The organism is Pseudomonas laurylsulfatiphila (assembly GCF_002934665.1).
Lineage (GTDB): Bacteria > Pseudomonadota > Gammaproteobacteria > Pseudomonadales > Pseudomonadaceae > Aquipseudomonas > Aquipseudomonas laurylsulfatiphila.
The window spans coordinates 80,855-98,213 of the sequence record NZ_NIRS01000008.1 but is presented as its reverse complement, the minus strand read 5'-3'; the positions used below and the strand labels follow the sequence as shown (position 1 = coordinate 98,213).

General features: G+C 60.9%; 11 protein-coding genes. 10 read left to right on the top strand and 1 reads right to left on the bottom strand.

Annotated features, from left to right (window positions below):
* The first annotated feature begins 127 nt into the window (after window positions 1-127).
* On the top strand, window positions 128-1,396 hold the full coding sequence (locus CD175_RS26905) for a malic enzyme-like NAD(P)-binding protein (protein ID WP_104451108.1): 1,269 nt from the start codon (window positions 128-130) through the stop codon (window positions 1,394-1,396).
* Window positions 1,397-1,663: 267 nt separating this feature from the next.
* Here the strand turns inward: CD175_RS26905 and CD175_RS26900 are convergent, their stop codons facing one another.
* Window positions 1,664-4,102, bottom strand: coding sequence for a penicillin-binding protein 1A (locus CD175_RS26900; RefSeq protein WP_420849153.1), 2,439 nt, complete (start codon window positions 4,100-4,102; stop codon window positions 1,664-1,666).
* A gap of 216 nt (window positions 4,103-4,318) precedes the next feature.
* Between CD175_RS26900 and CD175_RS26895 the strand changes: the two genes are divergently transcribed.
* The 9 genes from CD175_RS26895 to gltB all read left to right on the top strand — a co-directional run bounded on the left by CD175_RS26895 (window position 4,319) and on the right by gltB (window position 17,345).
* Window positions 4,319-5,383, top strand: a complete 1,065-nt coding sequence (locus CD175_RS26895) for a pilus assembly protein PilM (RefSeq protein WP_104451106.1) — start codon at window positions 4,319-4,321, stop codon at window positions 5,381-5,383.
* Window positions 5,383-5,949 (top strand): PilN domain-containing protein, encoded by a 567-nt coding sequence (locus tag CD175_RS26890; protein ID WP_104451105.1) that lies wholly within the window; start codon window positions 5,383-5,385, stop codon window positions 5,947-5,949. Before CD175_RS26895 ends, CD175_RS26890 begins: the two co-directional genes overlap by 1 nt.
* Window positions 5,946-6,569 carry a type IV pilus inner membrane component PilO gene (locus CD175_RS26885; protein ID WP_104451104.1) on the top strand — a complete coding sequence of 208 codons (624 nt, stop codon included), beginning with the start codon at window positions 5,946-5,948 and terminating at the stop codon, window positions 6,567-6,569. Before CD175_RS26890 ends, CD175_RS26885 begins: the two co-directional genes overlap by 4 nt.
* Window positions 6,566-7,093: a pilus assembly protein PilP gene (locus tag CD175_RS26880; protein ID WP_104451103.1), complete on the top strand. Its 528-nt coding sequence runs from the start codon at window positions 6,566-6,568 to the stop codon at window positions 7,091-7,093. The genes CD175_RS26885 and CD175_RS26880 overlap by 4 nt, the downstream gene beginning before the upstream one ends.
* 13 nt (window positions 7,094-7,106) lie before the next feature.
* The gene (locus CD175_RS26875) at window positions 7,107-9,176 is read left to right on the top strand and encodes a type IV pilus secretin PilQ (protein ID WP_104451102.1); all 2,070 of its coding nucleotides are present in this window, start codon (window positions 7,107-7,109) and stop codon (window positions 9,174-9,176) included.
* 4 nt (window positions 9,177-9,180) lie between these two features.
* Window positions 9,181-9,699 (top strand): shikimate kinase AroK, encoded by a 519-nt coding sequence (gene aroK, locus CD175_RS26870; protein WP_015093141.1) that lies wholly within the window; start codon window positions 9,181-9,183, stop codon window positions 9,697-9,699.
* 150 nt (window positions 9,700-9,849) lie between these two features.
* Window positions 9,850-10,950 carry a 3-dehydroquinate synthase gene (gene aroB / locus CD175_RS26865; protein WP_007975598.1) on the top strand — a complete coding sequence of 367 codons (1,101 nt, stop codon included), beginning with the start codon at window positions 9,850-9,852 and terminating at the stop codon, window positions 10,948-10,950.
* Window positions 10,951-10,960: 10 nt separating this feature from the next.
* The gene (locus CD175_RS26860; RefSeq protein WP_104451101.1) at window positions 10,961-12,550 is read left to right on the top strand and encodes an AAA family ATPase; all 1,590 of its coding nucleotides are present in this window, start codon (window positions 10,961-10,963) and stop codon (window positions 12,548-12,550) included.
* A 349-nt stretch (window positions 12,551-12,899) separates the two neighbouring features.
* Window positions 12,900-17,345: a glutamate synthase large subunit gene (gltB, locus tag CD175_RS26850; protein WP_104451100.1), complete on the top strand. Its 4,446-nt coding sequence runs from the start codon at window positions 12,900-12,902 to the stop codon at window positions 17,343-17,345.
* Window positions 17,346-17,359: the final 14 nt, after the last annotated feature.

The following is a 17,359-nucleotide window of genomic DNA, read 5'->3' as shown; positions in this document are numbered from 1 at the left end:
GTGGCTCTTGGCCCAAAGTCGTAGGGGCGGGCGCTTGACAGGGGTGACCAGTCAGTCTTGTGGGGACTTTGCGAGGCGCGTATCCTCGCTGACCAGTCTGTCCAACAGTAAAAAGCGGAATGCCAAAATGTCTGATCTGAAAACTGCCGCTCTCGAATATCACGCCAATCCTCGTCCAGGGAAGCTGAGTGTCGAGCTCACCAAGGCCACTGCTACCGCTCGCGACCTGTCGCTGGCCTACAGCCCGGGCGTAGCCGAGCCAGTACGCGAGATCGCCCGCGATCCCGAGCTGGCCTACAAGTACACCGGCAAAGGCAACCTGGTTGCAGTCATTTCCGATGGCACCGCGATTCTCGGCCTGGGTAACCTCGGCCCATTGGCTTCCAAGCCAGTGATGGAAGGTAAAGGCGTACTGTTCAAGCGCTTCGCCGGCATCGACGTTTTCGACATCGAAGTCGACTCCGAAAGCCCGCAGGCCTTCATCGACACCGTCAAGCGCATCTCCATCACCTTCGGTGGCATCAACCTGGAAGACATCAAGGCACCCGAGTGCTTTGAAATCGAACGCGCCCTGATCGAGCAGTGCGATATTCCGGTATTCCACGATGACCAGCACGGCACCGCTATCGTGACCGCGGCCGGCATGATCAACGCCCTGGAAATCGCTGGCAAAACCCTGTCGGAAGCCAAGATCGTCTGCCTGGGTGCCGGCGCCGCCGCCATCTCCTGCATGAAGTTGCTGGTGAGCATGGGCGCCAACATCGAAAACATCTACATGGTCGACCGTACCGGCGTGATCCACTCCGGCCGTGACGACCTGAACCAGTACAAGGCTGTGTTCGCTCACGCGACCGACAAGCGCACCCTGGCTGACGCCCTGCAAGGCGCTGACGTGTTCGTAGGCCTGTCCGGCCCGAACCTGCTGAGCCCTGAAGGCCTGCTGTCCATGGCGCCGAACCCGATCGTGTTCGCGTGCTCCAACCCTGATCCGGAAATCTCCCCGGAGCTGGCACACGCCACCCGTAGCGACGTGATCATGGCCACTGGTCGTTCCGACTACCCGAACCAGGTCAACAACGTACTGGGCTTCCCGTTCATCTTCCGTGGTGCCCTGGACGTTCGCGCCAAGCGCATCAACGAGGAAATGAAAGTGGCTGCAGCCAACGCCCTGCGTGAACTGGCCAAGCTGCCAGTGCCTCAGGAAGTGTGCGACGCCTATGGCGGCATCAAGCTGGAATTCGGCCGTGAGTACATCATTCCGAAGCCAATGGATGCCCGTCTGATCACCCTGATCTCCGATGCCGTGGCCAAAGCCGCCATCGAGACCGGCGTGGCGACTCTGCCGTATCCGAAGAACTACCCGCTGAAAAGCGTGGATGACGTGTTCAACGGCTAAGCCGTTGTAATGCTTCAACGAAAAGCCCCGGCTTGCGAGAGTCGGGGCTTTTTTATTCCTGAAGGTTTTGTGTTGTCTGTCAGGGCCTCTTCGCGGGCAAGCCCGCTCCCACAGTGGGCGATGGTGAACACAGGTTTTATGTACACCTACGACCCTGTGGGAGCGGGCTTGCCCGCGAAGAGGCCGGGCGAATCAATGCAAAACTTGCAGGCAAAAAAAGCCCTGCACTTCTCTCGAAGACAGGGCTTTTGGGTGTTGCCAGTGTGATCAGAACAAATCGATCGGCGCTGCTTCATCCGCTGGCAATGGACTGCCCGGCGCATTGCCGTTGCCGAGCTCGTTGCCCGACGGCGGCGTATCTTCGGCCTTGAACAGCTCGAAGTAGGCGCCTGGCGTGCCCGGGCTGGCCGCGCGGCCGCTGACCGGATCGACTCGCAGGCTGAGGAGGCCTTCCGGCTCCGGCTGCGTATGCGGCGGCTTGCCTTTGAGTGCGGCGCCCATGTAGTTCATCCAGATCGGCAGCGCGACGGTGCCTCCGAATTCCTTGCGGCCCAGGCTTTCCGGCTGGTCGAAACCGGTCCACACGGTGGTCACGTAATCGGCGTTGTAACCGGAAAACCAGGCGTCCTTGGATTCGTTGGTCGTACCGGTCTTGCCGGCAATGTCAGGGCGGCCCAGGGCTAGTGCGCGGCGACCGGTGCCGAGCTTGATCACGTCCTCAAGCATGCTGTTGAGGATGTACGTGGTGCGCCCGTCAACGATGCGTTCGGCCACGGCGGGTGCTTGTGGCGTCGGCGCAGCGCCCGGGGCTTCGCCCGGCGTTGCATTGACCGTGAAGGCTTGAGGCGCTGGTGCGGCAATGCCATCGCTGGCAGCGCCGCCCTGAGGCACGCTGGGCGGGTTGGCGACGAACAGCGTGTCGCCGTTGCGGCTTTCAATCCTGTCGATGATGTACGGGGTGATCTTGTAGCCGCCGTTGGCGAAGGTGCTCCAGCCGGTGGCGATCTCCATTGGCGTCAGGGTCGCGGTGCCCAGCGCCAGGGACAGGTTGGGTGGCAGGTCCTGTTTGTTGAAGCCGAAGCGAGCGATGTAGTCGATGGTCTTGCCAACGCCCATTGCTTGCAGCAAACGGATCGACACCAGGTTGCGCGACTTGTACAGCGCTTCACGCAGGCGGATCGGGCCGAGGAACGTGTTGGTGTCGTTTTTCGGCCGCCAGACTTTGTCCAGGTACTCGTCGACGAACACGATCGGGGCATCGTTCACCAGGCTGGAGGCGGTGTAGCCGTTATCCAGTGCGGCGGCGTAGACGAATGGTTTAAAGCTCGAACCCGGCTGGCGCTTGGCCTGCAGTGCGCGGTTGTAGTTGCTCTGTTCGAAAGCGAAGCCGCCGACCAGGGCGCGAATGGCACCGTTCTGTGGGTCCAGGGACACCAGCGCGCCCTGGGCCTGCGGGATCTGGCTGAACTTCAGCGAGTTGTCCGGCTGACGCTGCACGCGAATCAGGTCACCGACCTGGGCCACGTCCGAAGGCTGCTTCGGGTTGGCGCCCATGCTGTTGGTGTTCAGGAACGGACGGGCCCACTTCATGGTGTCCCAGCTGACGTGTTCCTGGCCGGTGCGGGTCAGCACCTGCAGGCCGCTCTTGTCGACCTGGGTCACGATGGCCGGTTCCAGGCCGCTGATGGTGCGTTGCTTGGTCAGCTCGGTTACCCAGGCTTCACGAGTCTTGCCCGGAAGCCGCGACTCGGGGCCGCGATAGCCGTGGCGCTGATCGTAGGTCATCAGGCCTTCGTGGACTGCGGTGTTGGCCAGTTCCTGGAGGTCGCTCGGCACCGTGGTGGTGACGCGGAAGCCTTCGGTATACGCGTCGCTGCCATAGCGCCCGACCATTTCGGCGCGGGCCATTTCGGCGATGTACGGCGCGTTCACTTCCGGAGTCGGCACGTGATAGCTGGCGTTCAGCGGCTCGTTGATCGCGGCGGTGTAGTCGGCCTCGGTGATTTTGCCGAGCTTGTACATGCGCCCCAGGATCCAGTCGCGACGCTCCTTGCTGCGCGCCGGGTTGGCCAGCGGGTTGAAGCGCGACGGCGCCTTCGGCAGGCCGGCAATCATTGCCATCTGCGCCAGGCTGACATCGCGGATCGATTTGCCGTAATAGACCTGCGCCGCCGCCTCGATGCCGTAGGCACGGTTACCCAGGTAGATCTTGTTGACGTACAGCTCGAGGATCTCGTCCTTGGTCAGCTGGCGTTCGATCTGCAGGGCCAGGAGGATTTCGGTGGTCTTGCGCGAAAAGCTGCGTTCGCTGGTCAGGAAAAAGTTCTTCGCCACCTGCATGGTGATCGTGCTGCCGCCGGACTGGATGTGTCCGCTTTTGACCAGTTGGGTCGCGGCACGCATCAGGCTGCTGGGATCGACGCCATAGTGGTTGGCGAAATTATCGTCTTCAGCACTTAGTAACGCATTAATGAAATTGGGGGGAATGTCGGCGAAACGGATCGGTGTGCGGCGCATTTCGCCGAACTCTGCAATCAACTTGTTATCGCTGCTGTAGACCCGCAAAGGAATCTGCAACTGGATGCTTCTCAGCGCCTCCACGGACGGCAGCCCGGGACTAAGGTAGAGGTACGCCCCGCTCAGACCCAGAAGGAGTCCGCAGAAAACCGCGACGATGGACCAACCGAAAAATTTCAGCAGACGAATCAAGGCTTTTGGATATCCAGGGCAAAAATGAATTGGGCAACAGGGTTCAGGCTAAATGAGAACGACCCGCGCTTGAGCAAATGCGGAAAAAAACGCTGGGCATTATAAGCATTTTTCTGATCGGGAGCGCGGTTGGCGCTGCTGTCAAGACGGGCGGATTGAACGCAATGGACATTGCAGAGTCCGTAACTCACGGAAAGTCATAGGGAATTGGTAGTGCCAGGACTCTTCAACAAAAAATCCAGTTCGCTCCTGGGAATCGATATCAGCTCTACCTCGGTAAAGCTTCTGGAATTGAGCCGTCAGGGCGAACGCTTCCGGGTCGAGGCTTATGCGGTCGAGCCGTTGCCGGTCGGCGCGGTGATCGAAAAGAACATCGCTGACCTCGAAGGCGTGGGGCTGGCCCTTTCGCGCGCGCTGACCAGGGCCAGAACCGGCCTCAAGGGTGTGGCCGTGGCTGTGGCAGGCTCGGCGGTGATCACCAAGATCATCGAGATGGATGCCGGCCTTTGCGAAGACGAGATGGAAAGCCAGCTGAAGATCGAGGCGGATCAATACATTCCCTATCCCCTGGATGAAGTCGCGATCGACTTTGAAGTCCAGGGCACCTCCGCGCGCAACCCGGAGCGCGTCAACGTGCTGCTCGCGGCTTGCCGCAAGGAAAACGTCGAGGTCCGCGAGGCCGCCCTGGCCCTGGCGGGGCTGACCGCCCGCGTAGTCGATGTCGAAGCCTATGCACTGGAGCGCTCATTCGGGTTGCTGGCCAGTCGGCTTGCGGTCTCCGAGGAGCCTTTGATAGTCGCGGTGGTGGATGTTGGCGCCACCATGACCACCCTGAGCGTGCTGCGCAACGGGCGGATTATCTACACCCGTGAGCAACTGTTCGGCGGTCGGCAGTTGACCGGGGAAATCCAGCGCCGCTATGGCCTGACGCTGGAGCAGGCGAGTCTGGCGCAAAGGAAGGGTGGCCTGCCGGATGACTATGCCGGTGAGGTCTTGCAGCCATTTCAAGAGGCATTGGTGCAGCAGGTGTCGCGCTCGCTGCAGTTCTTCTTTGCCGCCGGTCAGTACAGCGCTGTCGACCATATCCTGCTGGCCGGCGGTACCGCCTCGGTCCCGGGGCTGGACCGTTTGATCGAGCAGCAATTGGGCACGCCGACCCTGATCGCGAACCCTTTTTCAGCAATGACGCTGGGCAGCAAGGTCAATGGTGCTGCCCTGGCGAGTGATGCCCCGGCGTTGATGATCGCCTGTGGTCTTGCCCTCAGGAGCTTCGACTGATGGCACGGATCAACCTTTTACCCTGGCGCGAGGAGCGGCGTGAAGTCCGCCGCAAACGCTTCCTGCTGGTGCTGGTGGCCGCTATGGCGGGCACGATGGGCGCGGTGCTGGTTGCCAACCAGGCCATCAGCCGTGCCATCGACCGGCAAATCGCCCGTAACGATTACATCGGCAGGCAAATCGCCGTGGTCGATGAGCGGATCACGCAGATCAATGATCTCAAGGAGCGCCGCCAGCAACTGGTCGAGCGCATGCGCATCATCCAGGACCTGCAAGACAACCGTCATATCCGCGGGCGAATATTTGACCAGTTGGCGCGGGCACTGCCTGACGGCGTGTATTTCACCGAAGTGAGAATGACCGGAAAGACCTTGTCCATCACCGGTGCCGCGCAATCCAACAGCCGTGTTTCAGACTTGATGCGCAACCTCGAGGCATCAGACTGGTTCGAAGCGCCGAGCCTGACCGAAGTCAAGGCCGCAGCTGCCGGTCAGGTGGAGCAGGCCAACGTCTTCCAGTTGACCGTTCGCCAGTCTCAACCCGCAGCACCGGAGGGAGGCAAATGAGCCTGTCCGAATGGTTCGAAGGGCTGCGCAAGATCGACTTCAACGATCTGGACACCGGCAACATGGCGGCCTGGCCGCCGGTGATCAAGTGTCTGGTGGCCGGTTTGCTCATGCTTGTGGTGCTGGCCTTGGGCTATAACTTTTCCACTCGCGACCTCGAGAGCCAGCTCGATCTGAAGCGCGAGGAAGAGTCGACGCTCAAGGAACAGTTCGCCGGCAAAGCCCGCATGGCGGCGAATCTCGATCTCTACACCCAGCAGTTGAAGGAAATGGAGAACGCTTTCGGCGTGCTGTTGCGGCAACTGCCCGGCGACACCGAAGTGCCCGGCTTGCTGGAAGACATCACGCGTACAGGTCTGGGCAGTGGCCTGGAGTTCGAGGAGATCAAGCTGCTGCCGGAGGTCGCCCAGCCGTTCTACATCGAGTTGCCGATCCAGATCACGGTCACCGGGGGTTACCACGACCTGGCCACCTTCGTCAGTGGTGTGGCCGGGTTGCCGCGAATCGTCACCTTGCACGATTTCGACCTTGCCCCCGTCAGTCCCCAGGGTGCGCCGAAGCTGCGCTTGAGCATCCTCGCCAAGACCTACCGCTACAAAGATATGGGGCGACATCAATGACCCCGGCGCGTTGTTTTCCGATGGTGCTGTTGCTGTCTGTTCTGTCCGGTTGTGGCGCAGGCGATGACTACAGCGATCTGGACGCCTACCTGAGCGAAATACGCCTGCGCGGGCCAGGCAGTATTGAACCAACGCCGGTATTCCGGTCTTACCCGACATTCACCTACGAAGCAGGGAATCTGCGCAGTCCGTTTTCACCACAGGTCAGCACTGATCTGGCGACCCATCGGCAGGGTTCGCGCAACGTCAAGCCCGACCCTGACCGGGTCAGGCAATACCTCGAAGGTTTTAACATCGAGCAGTTTGAAATGGTCGGCACCCTTTCCAATGCGACGGGCTCCTTTGCCCTGTTGCGCGGGGCGGGTGGCGTGCACCGCCTGAAGGTCGGTGATTACCTGGGGCGTAACGACGGACGAATCGTTGCGATCAGTGGTTCGCAAGTCGATGTGGTTGAAATTGTCCCTGATGGTCAGGGCGCGTGGCTGGAACGTCCCCGGACCATCCCTTTGAAAGAGCACTCATAGTGGAACCCGAAAAATGAACAGGATTTTCTCCGCCTTCGGCCTTTCGCTATGGATAGCGCTGTTGTCGCCGATGGTACAAGCGGCCAATCTCAAGGCGCTGGATGTCGCTGCGCTGCCGGGGGACCGGGTCGAGTTGAAGTTGTCGTTCGATGCACCGCCCCCGTTGCCTCAGGGTTACATGACGGAGTCGCCGGCCCGGATTGCGCTGGATTTGCCGGGTGTCGCCAGTCAACTGGCCAGCAAGACTCGCGATCTCGGCAGTGGAAATGCCCGCAGTGCAACGGTGGTGGAGGCCGGGGACCGTACGCGATTGATCATCAACCTGGCTCAGTCGGCCCCGTACGACTCACGAATTGAAGGCAACAATTTGCTGGTGGTAGTCGGGCAGGGTGTCAAGCCGTCGACGCCCAGGCCGGCGGCCCCGGCAATGCCGGTTCAGGCGCGAGCCGCTGCGACGTCGGGCAAGGCCATTCGGGGTGTGGATTTTCAGCGAGGCACACAGGGCGAGGGCAACGTGGTGATCGACTTGTCGGACCCATCGATTGCGCCCGACATACAACAGCGCGAGGGCAAGATTATTGTCGGGTTTGCCAAAACCCGATTGCCCGAGCCGTTGCGCGTGCGTCTGGATGTGAAGGATTTCGCCACGCCCGTGCAGTTCGTCAATGCCAGCGCAAGTGGCGATCGAGCCATCATCAGCATCGAGCCCGGTGGTACGTTCGATTACTCGACCTATCAGACCGACAGCAAGCTCACGGTCAGCGTTCGTCCGGCGACGGTCGACGACCCGCAAAAGCGCAATGCCGGGCTACAGGCTTACAGCGGCGAGAAGCTTTCGCTGAATTTCCAGGACATTGATGTGCGTTCGGTGCTGCAATTGATCGCCGATTTCACCAACCTCAATCTGGTGGCCAGCGACACGGTGCAGGGTGGCATCACGTTGCGCCTGCAGAACGTGCCGTGGGATCAGGCGCTGGATCTGGTGCTGAAAACCAAGGGGCTGGACAAGCGCAGGGTCGGTAATGTCCTGCTTGTTGCACCGGCCGATGAAATTGCTGCCCGGGAGCGTCAGGAACTGGAATCACAAAAGCAGATTGCCGATCTGGCGCCATTGCGCCGGGAACTGTTGCAGGTGAATTACGCCAAGGCGACGGACATCGCCAAGCTCTTCCAGTCGGTGACCAGTGCCGAAGCGAAACCCGACGAACGGGGGTCGATCACCGTCGACGAGCGCACCAACAACATCATTGCCTACCAGACCCAGGACCGGCTTGATGAGCTGCGCAGGATTGTCACGCAGCTGGATATCCCTGTGCGTCAGGTCATGATCGAGGCGCGCATTGTCGAAGCCAACGTCGACTATGACAAAAGCCTCGGGGTGCGCTGGGGCGGATCGATACAGAACAGGGGCAACTGGAACACCTCCGGTGTCAGCAATGGGCTCAATGGCTCATCGACCATCGGCACGCCCGGCAGTACCAGCACCAACTCACCGTTCGTCGACATGGGCGTAGCCAACAACACCTCGGGAATCGGCATCGCGTTCATCACCGATAACGTCTTGCTGGACCTGGAACTGACGGCCATGGAGAAAACCGGCAACGGGGAAATCGTCTCGCAACCCAAGGTGGTCACGTCCGACAAGGAAACCGCCAAAATCCTCAAAGGCACCGAAATTCCCTATCAGGAGGCCAGTTCCAGTGGCGCGACTTCGGTGTCGTTCAAGGAGGCCTCGCTGTCGCTGGAGGTGACGCCGCAGATCACGCCCGACAACCGGATCATCATGGAAGTGAAGGTGACCAAGGACGAGCCGGACTACCTGAACAAGGTCCAGGATGTCCCACCCATCAAGAAAAACGAAGTCAACGCCAAGGTCCTGGTCAACGATGGCGAGACCATCGTCATTGGCGGCGTTTTCTCAAATACTCAGAGCAAGGTCGTAGATAAGGTGCCATTTCTTGGCGATGTGCCGTATCTTGGCCGCCTTTTCCGGCGTGATGTGGTTTCGGAGAAAAAATCCGAGCTGTTGGTATTCCTCACTCCGCGTATCATGAATAATCAGGCGATTGCTGTGAGTCATTGATTCTGTGCGAAATTTGATTCTTGTAGGACCGATGGGTGCTGGAAAAAGCACCATCGGCCGGTTGCTGGCCAAAGAGCTGCGCCTGCCATTCAAAGATTCCGATAAGGAAATTGAATTGCGCACGGGCGCCAATATCCCTTGGATCTTCGATAAAGAAGGCGAACCGGGCTTTCGTGATCGCGAGCAGGCAATGATTGCCGAGCTGTGCGATTACGATGGTGTGGTGCTGGCGACAGGTGGGGGCGCGGTCATGCGCGAAGCCAATCGTCGGGCACTGCATGCCGGTGGGCGGGTGGTTTATCTGCATGCGTCGGTCGAGCAGCAGGTTGGCCGCACGGCCCGTGACCGCAATCGGCCATTGTTGCGTACTGCCGATCCGGCCAAGACCCTTCGGGACCTGTTGGCGATCCGCGACCCGCTTTACCGGGAAATTGCCGACCTGGTGGTCGAAACCGATGAGCGACCGCCGCGAATGGTCGTACTCGACATTCTAGAGCGCCTGCAGCAGTTGCCACCCCGTTAAAGCGCCGCGCGAAATGCGCTATCCTCGGCGTCTCGCCATGACCGCTCAAGGTTGTGGCGGATGGCTACCGAACGGCGTCACACCAGCAGATGCCGTGGATATTCGTTAACTCAAGGCAGGACGCCTGATTCATCTTCACTGTGGGGACACATGCAGACACTCAAGGTCGATCTAGGCGAGCGCAGCTACCCGATTCATATTGGCGAAGGTTTGTTGGATCAGCCTGAGCTGCTGGCCCCGCACATTCGCGGACGGCAAGTAGCGATCATCTCCAACGAGACTGTTGCACCGCTCTATCTCGAGCGACTGACCCGCAGCCTGGCGCAGTTCTCGGTGATTTCCGTGGTGCTGCCCGACGGTGAAGCCTTCAAGACCTGGGAAACCCTGCAACTTATTTTCGACGGTCTGCTGACCGCACGGCATGACCGCCGCACCACGGTGATCGCCCTCGGTGGCGGTGTGATCGGTGACATGGCCGGCTTTGCAGCTGCCTGCTACCAGCGCGGCGTCGATTTCATCCAGGTTCCGACCACGCTGCTGTCGCAGGTCGACTCCTCGGTGGGCGGCAAGACCGGGATCAACCATCCGCTGGGCAAGAACATGGTCGGCGCCTTCTATCAGCCGAACGTGGTGCTGATCGATACCGCCAGCCTCAATACCCTGCCGGCGCGCGAGCTGTCCGCCGGTCTGGCCGAAGTGATCAAGTACGGGCTGATCTGTGATGAGCCGTTCCTGACCTGGCTCGAAGACAACGTCGACCGCCTGCGCAACCTGGACCAGCAAGCCCTGACCTATGCCATCGAGCGCTCCTGCGCGGCCAAGGCCGCGGTGGTCGGTGCCGATGAGAAAGAGACGGGCGTTCGTGCCACGTTGAACCTGGGCCACACTTTTGGCCACGCCATCGAAACCCACATGGGCTATGGTGTCTGGCTACATGGAGAAGCGGTGGCTGCTGGCACCGTGATGGCGCTGGAAATGTCCGCGCGACTGGGCTGGATCAGCGAGCAGGAACGTGATCGCGGCATTCGTCTGTTCCAGCGTGCAGGGCTGCCGGTCATTCCGCCAGAAGAGATGACAGAAGCCGATTTCCTCGAACATATGTCCATTGATAAAAAAGTGATCGACGGTCGTTTGCGCCTGGTGCTGCTGCGCCACATGGGTGAAGCGGTGGTGACCGACGATTATCCGAAAGAGGTTCTACAGGCCACGCTGGGGGCAGACTACCGCGCCCTGGCTCAGCTCAAAGGTTAATAAGAACGCGATGACTAGTTTGCATGCCGACGAGGCTTTCCTCGGCCATTACCAGTTGAGTCATGACCCTTTTGCTCCACGGGTGCCTGGCTTCAAATTTTTCCCGGCCCAGCGCAAACCCGTGCTGGGACAGTTGCATCACCTGGCCCGCTACAGTCAGCTGTTGCTGGTGGTCACTGGCCCCGAGGGCAGTGGCAAGACCCTGTTGCGTCAGGCTCTGGTCGCCAGCACCAACAAGCAGTCGGTACAAAGTGTGGTGGTGTCCGCCCGTGGCGCCGGCGATGCGGCCGGGGTGCTGCGTCAGGTGGCCCAGGCGCTGAATGTCGCCCAGGCTGATGCCGACGCTATCCTGGCCCAGGTGGTGCAGCTTGCGCTCACCGGGCAGGAAGTCTATTTGCTGGTCGATGACGCCGAACAGCTCGACGAGTCCGCCCTTGAGGTTCTGATGGTCCTGGCGGCCGGCGCGCCTGAAGGTCGCCCGCATGTGTTCCTGTTCGGTGAGACCTCGCTGATCGCTCAGCTTGAGGCTTTGCATCTCGAGGAAGAGCGTTTCCACGTCATCGAACTGCAGCCCTATACCGAGGACGAAACCCGCGAGTATCTTGAGCAGCGACTCGAGGGGGCTGGCCGTGGCATCGAACTTTTCACCGCGAATCAGATCTCTGATATTCACGAAAGCTCCGAAGGTTGGCCTGGCAGCATCAATCAGGTCGCCCGCGATGCAATGATCGAAGCCATGATCGCCAGCCGCTCTGCGGTCAAGCGTCCAAAAATGGGGTTCAATATGCCGAAGAAACACGTATTGGCGATTTCCGCCGTTGTCGTGGTTGCGGTAGCTGCCGCCTGGATGATGCCGGGTCGCAACAAGGCACCGACCACCGGTGCGCCGGCCAATGAACAGGCGCAACTGCCGCTTGGCCAGGGCCAGCCAACCGCGAATGGCGGTGCTCCGGCCGTCGAATTCGCCGGCAACACGCAGCCGATGCCATTGCCGTTGGTCGGTAACTCGCAACCGGTCATGCGCGCCCCGCTGGCTGAAGCCGCAGGCGGCATCACCGAAGGCGACGACGGCGTGCCGGTTGAAGGCTCCAGCGCCACACCACCGACGGTGACCACTACTGCGCCGCCTGTGGGCGTTCCTGCCGGTCCTGCGCCGACACCAGCGGCCAAGCCTGCACCTGCGCCGACTCAGGTCGCCACCGCCAAGCCAGCGCCTGCTCCAGTGGCCAAGCCTGCTCCAGCGCCAGCCAAGCCAGCCGTTGCTGCGGCGGCCAAGCCTGCCGAGAAACCGGCTCCGGCGGCCAAGGCGGCTGGCGGCACCTGGTACGCCGGTCAGGCACCTGGCAACTACGTGGTGCAGATTCTCGGCACCAGCTCCGAAACTGCCGCACAAAGCTTCGTCAAGGAGCAGGGCGGCGAGTACCGCTATTTCAAGAAAGTCCTCAATGGCAAGCCGCTCTACGTGATCACCTACGGCAACTTCGCCAATCGTGATGCAGCCGTTTCCGCCATCAAGGCCTTGCCAGCGAAGGTTCAGGCTGGTAAACCTTGGCCTCGCACTGTCGCCAGCGTCCAACAGGAACTGGCAACAACTCGCTGAAGATTCGGCGGCCTTACCCAGGCCGCCTCTCCAAGCACCTCAAAATTTCTACAAGTGCGCGCCGCCTTCCGGGCTGCGTGCCTTGTGGTGTCTGCGTCACAGTAGTCTTTGAGTCGTTGCGGTCAAAATTAAAAAAGTTTTGACTAGCACAGCAGATCGCTTTAAACCTTTCACAAATGCGACATAGATTTGCGACATTTCGTCGTCAAATTTGTGAGGCCAAGTGTCGGTGTGTACAATGACCTCCCTTTTGTCCCCGCAAAGCTGGCGTACGTTCGGCGCGGATGGCAAGTGGTTGAATTGAAAAGAAATTTGCCTCGTACAGAGGCAGCCTGGTGAGAAAGTGTCTATGAAAGCAGGTCTGTACCAACCAGATGAATTCAAGGATAACTGTGGTTTCGGCCTGATAGCCCATATGCAGGGCGAGCCCAGTCATACCCTTTTGCAAACGGCCATCGAGGCCCTGACCTGCATGACCCACCGCGGTGGGATTAATGCCGACGGCAAGACCGGTGACGGTTGCGGTCTGCTGATTCAAAAACCGGACGTGTTCCTGCGAGCCATCGCCCAGGAAACCTTCGGCGTCGAAATGCCCAAGCAATATGCGGTGGGCATGGTCTTCTTCAACCAGGACCCGGTCAAAGCCGAAGCCGCTCGCGAGAACATGAACCGCGAGATCCTGGCCGCTGGCCTGCAACTGGTCGGCTGGCGCAAAGTGCCGATCGACACCAGCGTCCTCGGCCGCCTGGCCCTTGAGCGCCTGCCGCAGATCGAGCAAGTGTTCATCGGTGGTGAAGGCCTGAGCGACCAGGACATGGCCGTCAAGCTGTTCACCTCCCGTCGTCGCTCGTCCGTGGCCAACGCCGCCGACACCGACCACTACGTCTGCAGCTTTTCGCACAAGACCATCATTTACAAAGGCCTGATGATGCCGGCGGACTTGACCGCCTTCTATCCGGACCTGAGCGATGAGCGCCTGCAAACTTCGATTTGCGTGTTCCACCAGCGCTTCTCCACCAACACCCTGCCGAAATGGCCGCTGGCTCAACCGTTCCGCTTCCTGGCGCACAACGGCGAAATCAACACCATCACCGGCAACCGCAACTGGGCCGTGGCCCGTCGCACCAAGTTCACCAACGACTTGATGGACCTGGAAGAACTCGGCCCGCTGGTCAACCGCGTGGGTTCCGACTCCTCGAGCATGGACAACATGCTGGAGCTGATGGTCACCGGCGGCATCGATCTGTTCCGTGGCGTGCGGATGATCATTCCGCCAGCGTGGCAGAACGTCGAGACCATGGACCCGGACCTGCGTGCGTTCTACGAATACAACTCGATGCACATGGAGCCGTGGGACGGCCCGGCCGGCGTGGTAATGACCGACGGTCGCTACGCGGTGTGCCTGCTCGACCGTAACGGTCTGCGTCCGGCGCGTTGGGTCACCACCAAGAACGGTTTCATCACCCTGGCCTCGGAAATCGGTGTCTGGAACTACCAGCCTGAAGATGTGATCGCCAAGGGCCGCGTAGGCCCGGGCCAGATCTTTGCCGTGGACACCGAGACCGGTCAGATCCTCGACACCGATGCGATCGACAACCGCCTGAAGTCCCGTCATCCGTACAAGCAATGGCTGCGCAAGAATGCCCTGCGCATCCAGGCGACCATGGAAGACAACGACCACGGTTCGGCGTTCTACGACGTCGATCAGCTCAAGCAATACATGAAGATGTACCAAGTCACGTTCGAAGAGCGCGACCAGGTGCTGCGTCCGCTCGGCGAACAGGGCTACGAAGCCGTGGGCTCGATGGGCGACGATACGCCGATGGCCGTGCTGTCCCAGCGCGTGCGCACGCCGTACGACTATTTCCGCCAGCAGTTCGCCCAGGTGACCAACCCGCCGATCGACCCGCTGCGTGAAGCCATCGTCATGTCGCTGGAGATCTGCCTCGGCGCCGAGCGCAACATTTTCCAGGAGTCGCCGGAACACGCCTCGCGCGTGATCCTCAGCTCGCCGGTCATTTCCCCGGCCAAGTGGCGCTCGCTGATGAACCTCGATCGTCCGGGCTTCGAGCGCGCGATCATCGACCTGAACTACGACGAAAGCGTCGGCCTCGAAGCGGCCATCCGCAACGTCGCCGATCAGGCTGAAGAAGCCGTGCGCGCCGGTCGTACCCAGGTCGTACTGAGTGACCGTCACATTGCCCCGGGCAAACTGCCGATCCATGCGTCCCTGGCCACCGGCGCGGTGCACCACCGCCTGACCGAAAAAGGCCTGCGTTGCGACTCCAACATCCTGGTGGAAACCGCGACCGCTCGCGATCCGCATCACTTCGCCGTGTTGATCGGTTTCGGCGCCTCTGCCGTTTATCCGTTCCTGGCTTATGAAGTGCTGGGCGACCTGATCCGTACCGGTGAAGTGCTGGGCGACCTCTACGAGGTGTTCAAGAACTACCGTAAAGGCATCACCAAGGGCCTGCTCAAGATCCTGTCGAAGATGGGTATCTCGACCATCACTTCGTACCGTGGTGCGCAGTTGTTCGAGGCCATCGGCCTGTCCGAGGAAGTCTGCAACCTGAGCTTCCGTGGCGTGCCAAGCCGCATCAAGGGTGCGCGTTTCGTCGACATCGAAGCCGAGCAGAAAGCCCTGGCCACCGAAGCCTGGAGTCCGCGCAAGCCGATCCAGCAAGGCGGTCTGCTGAAGTTCGTCCACGGTGGCGAATATCACGCGTACAACCCGGACGTGGTCAACACCCTGCAGGCCGCTGTGCAGCAGGGCGACTACAGCAAGTTCAAGGAATACACGTCGCTGGTGGACAACCGCCCGGTATCGATGATCCGCGACCTGCTGAAAGTCAAAACCCTCGACACGCCATTGGATATCAGCGAGATCGAACCGCTGGAATCGGTGCTCAAGCGCTTCGACTCCGCCGGTATCTCCCTGGGCGCCCTGTCGCCGGAAGCTCACGAAGCCCTGGCCGAAGCCATGAACCGCCTCGGTGCGCGTTCCAACTCCGGCGAAGGCGGCGAAGACCCGGCGCGCTACGGCACCATCAAAAGCTCGAAAATCAAGCAGGTTGCGACTGGCCGCTTCGGTGTGACCCCGGAATACCTGGTCAACGCTGAAGTGCTGCAGATCAAGGTCGCCCAGGGCGCCAAGCCGGGCGAGGGTGGTCAACTGCCGGGCGGTAAAGTGAACGGTCTGATCGCCAAGCTGCGTTACGCAGTGCCAGGCGTGACCCTGATTTCGCCACCGCCGCACCACGACATCTATTCGATCGAAGACTTGTCGCAGCTGATTTTCGACCTGAAACAAGTCAACCCGAAAGCGCTGGTTTCAGTGAAGCTGGTAGCGGAAGCGGGCGTCGGCACCATCGCCGCCGGTGTGGCCAAGGCCTACGCGGACCTGATCACCATCTCCGGCTACGACGGTGGCACCGGTGCATCGCCGCTGACCTCGATCAAATACGCGGGCGCTCCGTGGGAACTCGGCCTGGCCGAAACCCACCAGACCCTGCGTGGCAACGACTTGCGCGGCAAAGTCCGGGTACAGACCGACGGCGGCCTGAAAACCGGCCTCGACGTGATCAAGGCGGCCATCCTCGGCGCTGAAAGCTTCGGCTTCGGCACCGCGCCGATGATCGCCCTGGGTTGCAAATACCTGCGCATCTGCCACCTGAACAACTGCGCCACCGGCGTCGCGACTCAGAACGAGAAGCTGCGCAAGGACCACTACATCGGTACCGTCGACATGGTGGTGAACTTCTTCACCTACGTCGCCGAAGAAACCCGTGAGTGGCTGGCCAAGCTGGGCGTGCGTTCCCTCGAGGAGCTGATCGGCCGTACCGATCTGCTGGAAGTCCTCGAAGGTCAGACCGCCAAGCAGCATCACCTGGACCTGACCCCGTTGCTGGGCAGCGACCACGTGCCGGCGGACAAACCGCAATTCTGTGGCGTAGACCGCAACCCGCCGTTCGACAAGGGCCAGCTGGCCGAGAAAATGGTCGACATGGCCACCTCGGCGATCAACGACCTGAGCGGCGCTGAATTCGCCCTGGATATCTGCAACTGCGACCGTTCCATCGGTGCACGGATCTCCGGCGAAATCGCGCGCAAGCACGGCAACCAGGGCATGGCCAGCGCGCCGATCACCTTCCGCTTCAAAGGCACTGCGGGCCAGAGCTTCGGCGTGTGGAACGCCGGCGGCCTGAACATGTACCTGGAAGGCGACGCCAACGACTACGTCGGCAAGGGCATGACCGGCGGCAAGCTGGTGATCGTTCCGCCGAAGGGCAGTGTCTACCGCACCCAGGACAGTGCCATCATCGGCAACACCTGCCTGTACGGCGCCACGGGCGGCAAGCTGTTCGCCGCCGGCACCGCGGGCGAGCGTTTCGCCGTACGTAACTCTGGTGCCCACACCGTGGTGGAAGGCACTGGCGATCACTGCTGCGAGTACATGACCGGTGGTTTCGTCTGCGTATTGGGCAAGACCGGTTACAACTTCGGCTCTGGCATGACCGGCGGTTTCGCCTATGTGCTCGACCAGGACAACACCTTCGTTGACCGGGTCAACCACGAACTGGTGGAAATCCAGCGGATCAGCGGCGAGGCGATGGAAGCCTACCGTAGCCACCTGCAACGCGTGCTGAACGAGTACGTCGAGGAAACCGACAGCGAGTGGGGTCGTGAACTCGCCGAGAACCTCGATGATTACGTGCGCCGTTTCTGGCTGGTCAAGCCCAAGGCTGCCAACCTGAAGTCGTTGCTTTCCAGCACCCGTGCCAACCCGCAGTGATATGCGCCTGAAGA